General features: G+C 45.4%; 8 protein-coding genes and 1 pseudogene. 1 reads left to right on the forward strand and 8 read right to left on the reverse strand.

Features of this window, described 5'->3' with window-relative positions; translation table 11 throughout:
- Window positions 1-2: 2 nt before the first annotated feature.
- The 8 genes and pseudogenes from ACLTOQ_RS14280 to ACLTOQ_RS14315 form a co-directional block, all read right to left on the reverse strand.
- Window positions 3-1853 (reverse strand): extracellular solute-binding protein, encoded by a 1851-nt coding sequence (locus ACLTOQ_RS14280; protein ID WP_412319744.1) that lies wholly within the window; start codon window positions 1851-1853, stop codon window positions 3-5.
- Between the two features lie 47 nt (window positions 1854-1900).
- Window positions 1901-4069, reverse strand: coding sequence for an ATP-binding protein (locus ACLTOQ_RS14285; protein WP_412319745.1), 2169 nt, complete (start codon window positions 4067-4069; stop codon window positions 1901-1903).
- Entirely contained in the window at window positions 4053-4868 is an 816-nt protein-coding gene (locus ACLTOQ_RS14290; protein ID WP_412319746.1) for a substrate-binding periplasmic protein, read from the reverse strand. The genes ACLTOQ_RS14285 and ACLTOQ_RS14290 overlap by 17 nt, the downstream gene beginning before the upstream one ends.
- A 44-nt stretch (window positions 4869-4912) precedes the next feature.
- Window positions 4913-5146: pseudogene (locus tag ACLTOQ_RS14295) on the reverse strand (response regulator); the annotation flags it as partial.
- A 425-nt stretch (window positions 5147-5571) separates the two neighbouring features.
- Window positions 5572-6564: a helix-turn-helix transcriptional regulator gene (locus ACLTOQ_RS14300; RefSeq protein ID WP_117962859.1), complete on the reverse strand. Its 993-nt coding sequence runs from the start codon at window positions 6562-6564 to the stop codon at window positions 5572-5574.
- 530 nt (window positions 6565-7094) lie between these two features.
- On the reverse strand, window positions 7095-7721 hold the full coding sequence (locus ACLTOQ_RS14305; protein WP_412271239.1) for a 50S ribosomal protein L25: 627 nt from the start codon (window positions 7719-7721) through the stop codon (window positions 7095-7097).
- Window positions 7722-7890: 169 nt separating this feature from the next.
- Entirely contained in the window at window positions 7891-9843 is a 1953-nt protein-coding gene (locus tag ACLTOQ_RS14310; protein ID WP_021914476.1) for an SUV3 family DEAD/DEAH box RNA helicase, read from the reverse strand.
- Between the two features lie 232 nt (window positions 9844-10075).
- Window positions 10076-10807 (reverse strand): GNAT family N-acetyltransferase, encoded by a 732-nt coding sequence (locus tag ACLTOQ_RS14315; protein ID WP_337755413.1) that lies wholly within the window; start codon window positions 10805-10807, stop codon window positions 10076-10078.
- 93 nt (window positions 10808-10900) lie between these two features.
- On the opposite strand from ACLTOQ_RS14315, the gene ACLTOQ_RS14320 reads away from it, so the two are divergent.
- On the forward strand, window positions 10901-11434 hold the full coding sequence (locus tag ACLTOQ_RS14320; protein ID WP_117962195.1) for a peptidylprolyl isomerase: 534 nt from the start codon (window positions 10901-10903) through the stop codon (window positions 11432-11434).
- Window positions 11435-11694 lie beyond the last annotated feature (260 nt).

Genomic DNA, 11694 nt, shown 5'->3' on the forward strand with positions numbered 1-11694 from the left:
TCTCACCTCAGCGTCATGTAATCTTCAGGCTCTGCAAGAATGGCATTACCATCTGAAACATACCCTGTCCAGGTGTCTTTCACAGTGGTATCTCCTCCATCAAACACAATATTCTCATCTGCCGGATAAGCCTTCATGTGTTTTGATGTCGCGAGACAGGTTACCGTGAAAGTATCCTCGTCCTGAATTTGTTTTCCGTCCTTTGTAACCTTGCTCACGGTGTAACCATCCTCTGTTTCCTTGATTTCCACAGAAATTCCACTGACCACTGGCAGAGAGCCACGATTAAACGGAATAAAGCCTCCCTCATAGCCTTCTACAAAGCTTTTAACTGTCTCTTTCAGTTCAGCACCGCTCATCTTACTGCTGTAAGCCAAAAGATCATTTGGCATGATCATGTCACCTGCCATTTTTTCTGTATAACCGGCTTTCAGCACGTTTCCCGTAAAGCTATTTCCGGTTGCAATCAGCACATCTGACCCATAGATGCTGCGCAGAGTATTTGCCATAACAGAATATGCTGCATTTCCTTCCCTGCTATGAAAGCGGTTGGAATAAGACTTCTGTGAATCCAAAACTACTTTCTCAGAAATGGATTTCTCCTCAAGAAGCTGAGCATTAAACGACTGATAGGCCTGCCCCGCATCGTATTCTCCTGAGATCATCCTGGAAACCACATCCTTGGAAACAGAGAAAAAGTCATTTGACGCAATGCGGATATACATGTGGTTTTCTTCGATCACAGGTTTCACATCTTTCATATATTCTGTAAGCTGAAGAGCTACATCCTGACTGTAGCTTAACAGATCCTGTCCCTCACTGATAATCTGGTTCTGCGCATCCTCTGAAAGCATTGTGCTCAGTACCTTCATTGCTTTCTTTCGACGTGACTCATCCTGTGTCAGATCGCGGTTTAAAGCCACCTGGAAATATGGTGTAGTCATAATCCACTTTTCACCATTCTCCTGAAAGAATGGAAGAAAGGTTGTGTTGATGCCCTGATCCTGAAACATTTTTACACCAGCAGAGCTGCCAAAGTACATGGCAAGCTTGTTACTTTGATACATCTCAACGATATCATCATAATTCATATCCAGATCATCCCGGCTCAGCCCTGTATCCTGGATGAACTGCTCCATACGTTCAAAAGCCTCAGGCCAGACGGTACTGTCCAGGCCTTCTCTCTTTGTATTATCCGGGTCACTGTATGCGGTACGCCACTTGCGTCCGTCTACAGAAGACAATTCTGATGCTGACAGACCCTGCAGTGTCTCCATACAGGTATAATCATAATAATAGTCTGCCGTAAATCCACGAATCCCCACTTTATCAAATGCCTGGCAGGCAGAAACAAAGCTTTCATAATCTGTTGGCAGAGGAATCTCATACTTTTCAAAAAGATCTTTGTTCACTACAAACCCATGGGCATCTGCACACACGGGAAGCCAGTTTACGCTTCCATCCTCATTCATAAAATTGCTGAGGTATGTATCATAGACAGCACCTGCTGCATTGGTTGTAGAAAGATCCATCAGACTGTCTTTCAGGGGACTTGCATCATGCATGGAAAATCGACAACAGGTTATAATATCCGGCAATCCATCGTTTTCCTTAAGGAATCTGTAAAAATCCAGATCATTATTGCCTACAACAAATTCAACCTGGATATCCGGAAGCTGTTTCTGGATGTATGGTGCATATTTTTCATACAGGTTTGTGCTCCATAAATACACAGTGATTGTTTCTGCATCTTCTTTTTCTGCACGCTTCCTGCCACAGCCCGGCAAAAGTGATATAACTGTCACCATCACCAGAAGCACCGGTAAAACTCTGCTCCATTTTTTCTTTTTCATTATGAGCTCTCCTCTGAGTTTCCTTTGTATTTTTCTATTTTACAGCGTCAATTATGTTTCACCAATTTATGGATTACTTTTATCAGTAATTCCACATCAATAGGCTTCGCAACATGCTCATCCATTCCTGCTTCTTTTGCTCTTATTCTGTCCTCCGTAAACGCATTTGCTGTCATTGCAATGATTGGTATTTTTTTTGCATCCTCTCTGTCCAAAGACCGGATCCTCTTTGCAGCTTCATAACCATTTATGATCGGCATCATAATGTCCATAAGAATGACATCAAATTCACCTGATTCACTTTTTCTGAATAACTCAACAATTTCCTGACCATTCCATGCTTTGGTCACTTCAGCACCTTCATTCTGAAGCAAAAATTCAGCGATTTCCATATTCAGCTCATTGTCTTCTGCCAGAAGAACATGCATCCCCTTTATAGATTTTTCGGATACATCCTTCGATTCTTCACGTTTATCCGCATCCAGATCTATTTTAAATGGAACCCGGATCACAAATGTCGTCCCTACGCCTTTTTTACTTTCAAAAGTAATGGTTCCGCCCATTTCCTCGACCAGCTTCTTTGAAATAGCCATTCCCAGTCCGGTTCCGGCAAACTTTGCGCGACTTCCCGTATGTTCCTGTGCAAATGGTTCAAAAATATGCTTCTGGAACTCCTCAGCCATTCCGATTCCGGTATCCCGGCAGACAAATTCCATTGTCGTCATTTCCGGCTGTTCGGACGGGATTTCCACGCAGCTGACATAGATCTGTCCGTTTTCTTTGTTATATTTCACCGCATTCGACAGAATATTCATCATCACCCGTTTCACATATCCCGGACTTCCAATAAAATCACGGTGTGTGATTTCTTTTTTCTCCCACGCAACCCGGATATTCTGTTCTGCCGCCATCTGCTCGATCACAACAAATACTTCCCTGGAAATACTGCTCAGATTAAATGGAATCTCTTCCAGAACAATTTCACCTGACTCCAGCTTACTCATATCCAGGACATCATTTACCAGTTCCAGCAACAGATTCGATGCCTCTTTCACCTTTGTCCTATATTCCGTCTGCCTCTCCATATCATCTGCATAATGGTCTGCCATATTGACCAGGCCTCGAATTCCATTGATCGGAGTCCGGATATCATGGCTCATCCGCTGGAGAAACTCTGTTTTTGCCTCATTGGCAGCCTCTGCCTTTTTTGCAGCTATCAGAAGTTCTGCCTTATATTTTTCGTCTTTTTCCTGTTCCTGTTTCCGGTGTGCCAGATTGGTTCTGTATGTCCAGAACCAAAATATACTGAACATCAGGAAATAAAAGAAAATAACGCTTATCACACCGAATGGAAGGTTATGGAATACTTCCGTATCCGGCAGATACGCATAGATATAATAATCCCTCTGCTTCAGCATGATTCCGTAGCATCCGATTCCTTCATTCTTCAAATGGTAAATGTGCTGACTATCTGTATGCCTCTTCATTGCCTGAACAACTTCGTTGTCAGCCGTATTCTGTCCCAACAAGCTCTCATCATTGCTGGCAACCACTATTCCGTTGTCTGCAACTATAATCGTTCCATCTTTCTGAGTACTATACCCCTTTAAAAGCCCCTGTATTGTCAGAGTATAATTTCTGGTAAATTCAGGAGAGGTGTAATAATAAATCGCAACGATACCTGGCTCATCTTTTCTGGCACAGGCTGCAATGTCAATACGAGATCCGTCTTCCCTGGTAAACCGTTCCGAATAGCTTCTTTCTTCATATCCGGCAAAATCCATGATAATGTCTTTTTGCAAATACGCCGTAATCTCATTGGTCAGAGATTCATCCGTGCTGTATTCACAGTCCGTCTTTCCCTCTGTATCCAGCACAAGGATGCCATCCACCCAGAGAGTTTTCAGGTTTTCTTTCAGGAACTCCCGCCTTAGCTGACCACCGTTTTCAATTTCCATGTCGATATTTGTACTCATCTGTCTGGCACTTTCAATGGCACGAAGAAGACTTTTGGATTCCGAAGATTCATTATAATGGGTGTAGGTGGAACACTGCACTTTTACATAGTTTATAATCTCCACCATTCTTTCTTCTGCTTCCGCCTTTTCTACATGGAAAAAATAAAACAGAGCGACTACAGCTACACAAATTCCAATCAGACCACCGAGCAGATGGATTCGTTTTTCTTTTTTCATTTTCTTAATATCCAAGATCATCCACCTCCAGATACTTTTCCGGATCATCCAGATATTTTCCGATGATTTTCAGGGATGTGCCATCCTGACGCATTTCTTCCAGTGTCTGATCCATCTGCTCACAGATTCCTCTGTCATCCTCTTTTGCGAAAGCAACACCTATTCCGGTGATCATCAGCGGTTCTTCCAGGATGCGGAAGCTTGTGTTATAATCCCCCATATACTGGACAATCGATTCCTCATGTGCGGCAACCGCGTCTACATATCCTTTCCCCAGAAAGGTATAGATCAACTCCCAGTGTGCAAGACTAATCAGATTTCCCAGTTTTGGGATTCTTTCATCTGTCCGGTTCAGAAAGATGCCTTCCGGTTTGGTTGTGGACTGAACAGCCAGGTTTTTTCCCTCCAGGTCACTCAGTTTATAGATATCACTGTTCTCATTTACAGCGACCACCTGACGGCTTGCTATGTATGGTCCTGCCCAGCGATAATCGTCAAGGCGCCCTTCCATGGAAAAACAGCCCATAATACAGTCAATCTCTCCGCTCTCTACCAGTTCCTTTTTCTTCTCCCAGTTGATCTGGACAACGTCCACCTGATATCCCATTCTTTTGAATGCTTCCGTAGCCAGTTCTACATCAATCCCCGTCGGTACACCATCCTCATTCAGATAATTATATGGTGGATAGTTGTCGCTCCCCAGCGTGATGACCGGCTTTTCTGTTTCTGTTTTACTCACATCTGTATGTTTACACCCTGCCAGGGTAACTGTTAAAATTCCCACAAGCAGAATGCCTGCAATCACTCGTTTTCCTTTCATTTTCCTTCCATTCCTGCTTCTATATTTTCATTTTTCATAACTATTCAGAACCCCATTCGTAAAATCGCCGCTCTCAGCTTCTCAATATCAATCGGTTTTGCAATATGTCCATCCATACCTGCATCAAAAGCCTTTTTCCTGTCTTCCTCAAATGCATTTGCGGTCATGGCAACGATTGGAATATTGGCTTTCTTATTATTCTTCAGAGTACGAATTTCCCTGGTTATCATATAACCATCCATTTTAGGCATCTGAATATCCATGAAGATCAGATCATATTTCTTTATTATAGCTTTTACATGTATACAAAAACCTGATTTTATTATACTATAGTGCTCTACTGCACACAAGAAAACATTACCGTTTTAACGCCTAAAAGCAAAAAGAACAGCCGATATCTACATCGAACTGTTCTCCTGCTTTCGAGGTCCAAGCAGCATTGACATCACGGTTTCCTGCTCACCACTGTCCGGATTTCTTTTATAAAAAATCAATCGTAAAAATTTACGATTGATTTTTTTCATCCAACCAAATCTTCTACTATATGTATATTCTCTTTCTGATCCAATACCATAACCTTGCCACTCTGTTACCTCGCCTGTTTCAAAAAAATAAGAACCAGTAAGAGTTTATCTCTTACCTGATTCTTATTATAAAAACTAAGGTGTCCCATAAACACACCTTGTATATCGAATTTATGTTCTTATTTCTTGTATTGTTTTATCAATCTGTCAATTTCCGCATTCATCATTTCCACCACATTATCCGGTCCGACAAGTTTTACTCCCTCTCCGAGACCTATGATCCATGCCAAGAACTGCCTGCTGACTGCTACCTCCACATTAACTGCGAAGCGTTTGTCATCCAATCTGATCATAGATACCTCTTTTCCAAAACGGTCTATCATTACCCCTGCAAATGAATTGTCACACTCAATTCTTACCCATTCTTCTTTGCCTCCATACATGCCAAACATTTTTCTGGCATATGCAGCCATATCAAAAGACTTAAATACCTGCCTTCCCTCTCTTCCTTTTCCATTGGACTTGATATGAAGCATTTTATCTACACGAAAATGTTTGATGATCTTTTCATTACTGTCATACGCAATTAGGTAATAGTTTTCATTATCCCAGGATAAGGACCAGGGGCTGACCTCATAAAGCGCTCCATCATGGCGCAGTTCCATCTTCTTATCCACATTCCATTGAAAATACTGGAATGTTATCCTCGAATTTTCCGCTATTGCAGCATGTATCCTGTCAACATTGTAATAAATGCTTTCATTCATCGTCTTTACACGACCGGCTACAAATACCTGTCTTTGCAGCTGTGATGCTTCGTATTTACTGGCAAACCCCTCTATCTTTTTTATCAGCTCATTTGACTTCTTGGCCGTGATAAATTTCGCTGACTGCACAGAATCCACCAATAATTTTAATTCTGCAAGCTCAAACTGCCTGTTCCCTATATGGTATGAATACGTTCGATCTTCCTGGGTTCCTATAACGTCCAGACCATACACTCTTAAGTTTTCAATATCATTATATAAGCTTTTGCGTTCCGCACTGATATCATAAGCTGCCAGCGCATCAATAATCTCCGGCATGGTAATACTGTGCGTTTCATCCGTCCGTTCCAGTAAAATTTTCATAAGGTATATCAGCTTCAATTTCTGATTTGATGATTTAGGCATATTGTATCCCCCCAACAATAGAATGCACGCTCCGCGAACATTCTATTGTCATGAATAAAACAAAAAACTTCTCTTACAGGATGATGTGACCTTGATGTCTACGAATTATTCCGTGCTGCGCACTCCCACGATCCCAAAGTTCATGATCAGCATTCGCCGTTCGCGATGAGCAGGCTTCGCCTGTTCCCGCTCTCTTGCGCTCATTATATCACGAGCCCGCGCTGACGCGCTTTATCGCCTGCTACGCAGGCTGCTCGTTCTCTAATGGCACAAGAAAAACGAATGCCGCCTTCGGCGTCGCTTGTTTTTCTTGTGTGCTCTCGCTCGCTCACGAGCCCGCGCTGACGCGCTTTACCGCCTGCTACGCAGGCTGCTCGTTCGCTAATGGCACGAGAAAAACAAATGCCGCCTTCGGCGTCGCTTGTTTTTCTTTCGTGCTCATTATATCATGTAAAAAGTTTTTATCATATAGAGAAAAAAGGACGTCCCCACTAAGGAGACGCCCTTTTTTCTTTTACAGCTTATCTGTATTACTTTTCTTCTTTCTTTGCAGCATCCTTTTTGGTATCTGCTGTTGCATCTGCATCTGTTTCCTCTGTTTCTTCTTCAGGAGCATTGTGGGCTCTTGTAACCGTGACAACAACTGCTTCCGGATCTGTCATCAGGTCAATATCCGGATTGGATGCGATCGCAAGATCCTTTACCAGAACTACATCACCAATCTTCATCGACTCTACGTCGATCTCTACTCTGTCTACCAGTGCTGCAGGCAATGCCTTGTAGGAAATCTCTTCCAGCTTCTGCTGCAGGATTCCATCCAGCACTTTCTCATGATTCAGCAAAACTACTTCTGCTACGGAATGTACCTTTTCGTTGCTTACCAGTGCCTGAAAATCAATCTCCGTTACCTGATTCTTCATGGCATCATAATCAATTTCCTTGATCAGCACGTCGTAGGTCTTGCCATCTACTTCCAGCATCAGCTGGCTGCCTTTATTGCTGGTTTTTAACAGGCGCTCCACTTCTCTCTGTCCGATCTTAACCGGAATGGAACCTGTAATTTCTCTGCCAAATACGTTACCAGTTACATAACCTTCTCTTCTGAGTCTCTTTGCTTTTACGTTCTTGTCTCTTGTTTCAGCTTTTAAAGTAGTCATTTATCTTTTCCTCCAAAATCTGAATGCTTAGCGAACCTGGTCATCTATGCGGGTCTGGTTAAGTATCCACTTCTTTGTTACAAATGCATTATAACACCCATTGCATATATGGCAAGTAGAAAATTGTGAAAAATCAGTGAATTCTCAGGCAAGTCTGCCCCACGCTGTACTATCCCCGGCGGCGCCTCGTCTCCCGGTAGCATCTGTCACACACCATAAATGTGCTTCCAACCGGCAGCGGCGCGCCGCAGTAGCGACATTTTCCGATATAATCCTTTTTATTCTTCGCCAGATAACGCATTATCGTCTCTTCGGTCTTTTCCCGCTCCCGCACCAGCCGGTCGGCGTCGATATTTTTCCCCAGTCTCGTTGAAAACTGATAATACAGATCCAGCATCTTATAAAATGTCTCATAGCGCACCAGCCCCGCATCCGTGCACATCATCAGCGCCGGGAAGTGCAGCGCCACATCCGCAGTGTAGGTTTTACAGTAATACAACCACAATGCAACGATATCTCGATTTTTAATATCGATCGAACAGGTCAGCATACGGTACAGCAGATGCTTGTCCTCGAAGCCGTCGATCTCCTTGCGTTCTTTATATGCTTTTTCGTACAGAAAAAGCATTTCCTCGATACTGATCTTTTCAAAGGGAGCAGGTGTCTCCACCGATTTCCAGATTTTCAGCACGGTATCCAGAGGCTCCGCCATATCCAGAAGCACTTGAGGAAAGCCGAGCGTCACATGCTCTACTTCGTCCTCCTGCATCGCCGCGTGTTCCCGGATATAGGAAAGCGCTTCCTTGCCGACCGCATTGATATAGCCCGTATCATAAAGCCCGAACCGTCCCGCGCGCCCGGCGATCTGCCGGATTTCCTCTGTTTTCAGCGGTCTTGTTTCTTTTCCGTCAAACTTCTCTGTTTGCACAAAAACGATCCGCCGCACAGGTAAATTGAGTCCCATTCCGATCGCATCTGTGGAAACGACCACTCGTGTCTCCCCGGCTGAAAACATCCGGATCTGGCGTCTGCGGATTTCCGGCGGCAGACTGCCGTAGATCACACTCGTCCGAATCCCCTGTCGTTCCAGTCTTCCGGCAATATCCAGTACTGCCCGCTTGGTAAAGACGATCAGTGCGTCTCCTGCTCTTACATCATCCGGAAAATCAAACGGCTCTTCTTCGCAGACCAGCGCGGTTTTCCGCTCATAACTGCGGATTTCAAAGGTATCACCGCACAGCTCAATGAGATGTGTCACCACCTTCTGTGCCGCGGGGCTCATGCAGATATGGATTTCCGGGCACTGAATGCCGAGAATCCCACGTGTCCAGGAATGTCCGCGGTCGGAATCTGCAATCATCTGCGCCTCATCGATGACTGCCACATCATAAACCTGATCAATATCGAGCATTTCCACCGTCGAGGAAATCACTCTGCTGTTTTCCTCATAAATCCGCTCTTCACCCGTCAGCATCGTACAGGGGACACCAGATTCCCGCATCTTTTCGTAAACCTCCAGCGCCAGCAGACGCAGCGGACCCAAATAAATGCCCTTGTACGCCGTGCGCAGACGCTGCAGCGCCTGATAGGTTTTACCGCAATTTGTCGGTCCTACATGCAAAATGAAATGCCGCTTCATTTCCAGTGCACGCGGGAATTCCATTTCCGGCCGCGTCGGAACCATATCAATGATCTGGGAACGGATTCCGTTTTCCGCAAAATTTTTCAGAATGCTGCGCATCGGATGCTGGCAGATTTCGCCCGGACGCTCGGTTCTTAAATATTCCAGCAGCCGGCTCGTCACCAGCTCCTGCTCTTCTTCCCGCAGCGTACCGATATCCAGCCGCACCAGCTCCGGCATTAGAATATCTCTGATCTGCATGATTGCATACTGATTTTTCTGTTTTAACGCATAATACGCCATATTCCGGATCTGTCTGTGATATTCCTCCAGATGCGGCTGCGTCAGCTTTCCGGTTTTCGTGCGCTGCATTTCTGTAATCAGACGCCCGATCCGCTGCTCATACGTCTTTTTTCCGTCATTGTTTTTCTTTTTCAGCGCCATCGCGCTGTCTCTATACTGGGAGAAGTAAAACTGCACCAGCTTCTCTTTCTGTATCATGATGTTCCTCTTTCCTTTGGATTGCCATCCGCCGTCTGATCCTAGTACAGCGTTTCGTAAATAACTATACCAATCGCGTAGTATGTGGATTCGAGTGTGCAGGTATAAAAACGCAGGCGTAGCGGGCTACGCTGAGGCTTTTATACCTGTGCAATCGGATTCACAGGCAAGTGAATGGTATAGTTATTTCGAAAACGATGTACTAGCATCGCCCGTTCGCTACAGATTGTCTCTATTTTAAACTTTTTCTCAAAAATATCCACGGGTTCTCATCTTTTTCCGCCTTGTTATCCACTATAAAACCAAGCTTTTTGCACAACCTGAGGGATTTTTCATTGTCCCGGTGCACAACTGCCCGGATTGTCTCAAAAAACAGCTCTTCCCTGGCAACCTGCAGCACGGCTTCACACGCTTCCCGCGCATAACCATGTCCGCGGTACGCAGGCGCAATTACGAAACCAAGCTCCGGCTCTCCATAACCGTCTCTAAGCTGCAGTCCGGCGCGGCCGATTACGGTATGGCTTTCTGCCAGCTCGACCATCCAGATACCAAATTCATAAAATCCGTACTGGTACCGGATTTCATCCCGAATCTGCGCAAGCTGCCTGTCCCGGTCCTCAAACAGCGGTTCCAGAAACGGCGAATCGTCTTCTCCCGACTGTATTTCATATAACGCGTCCAGATCTGCCTCCGTCATTTCCCGCAGTATCAGACGTTTCGTCCGTGCAATTTCCCACGCAATCCCTTCGTGCCGCTGCCACACGCGGTAGAGCCACTGCGCATCCAGGTCGTCCTGCCCACTATCCAGCTCCAGGCACCACCGCGTCTTCGGCGCAGCTTTATCCCGGTTCTGCTCTGTTATCACATACACGCAGCACTGCCCGGCGGCTTCCAGGCGCTCGATCTCTTTTTTTTCATCTGACAGCCAGACGACGGCATCCCGATCGGTCCATTTTCTGATCATCTCTTTACTTCCCAAAACTTTTCCATTACAATAGATACCAGCATAAACAGAAAGGAAACAACAGCCCGAATTACCGGGCTGCGGGTATTTATGATGGCACAGAAAAATCCTATCGTAACTATCACCATGGAAGACGGCAGCATCATGAAAGCGGAGCTTTATCCCGATATTGCTCCCGAATCCGTCAACAACTTCATCAGCCTGATCAAGAAACATTTCTATGACGGCGTTATTTTCCACCGCGTTATCCAGAACTTCATGATTCAGGGCGGTGATCCGGAAGGAACCGGCTGCGGCGGCCCCGGCTACTGCATCAAAGGCGAGTTCAAGTCCAACGGTTTCCAAAACGACTTAAAACATACTGAAGGCGTTCTTTCCATGGCGCGTACCATGATCCCGGACTCCGCAGGCAGCCAGTTTTTCATCATGCATAAGACCTCTCCCCATCTGGACGGTGAGTACGCTGCATTCGGCAAGATCATCGAAGGCATGGAGACGGTAAACGCAATTGCCAAAACTGCTACCAACTACGCAGACCGTCCGCTGCAGGACCAGAGAATCAAAACCATGACCGTCGATACCTTCGGCGTAGATTACCCGGAACCGAACAAACTCAAAGAAAGATAAGACCCTTCACAGGTTACGGCGTGCCCTTTTCGGGTACGCCGTTTTTTATCGTATAGGAAACTTCGTTTCCATACGATAAAAATGCTCCGCGAGGATGCGCACTCGGCGCAAGGGTAGATGGTTGCCGAGGCAACCGCGCCTCGGCGCGAGAATGTGCCAAGGCACTCTTTATTATCGTATAGGAAACTTCGTTTCCATACGATAAAAATGCTCCGCGAGGATGCGCACTCGGCGCAAGGGTAGATGGTTGCCGAGGCAAC

This window comes from Gallintestinimicrobium sp. (assembly GCF_046968865.1).
In the GTDB taxonomy this organism is placed as follows: Bacteria; Bacillota; Clostridia; order Lachnospirales; family Lachnospiraceae; genus Gallintestinimicrobium; species Gallintestinimicrobium propionicum.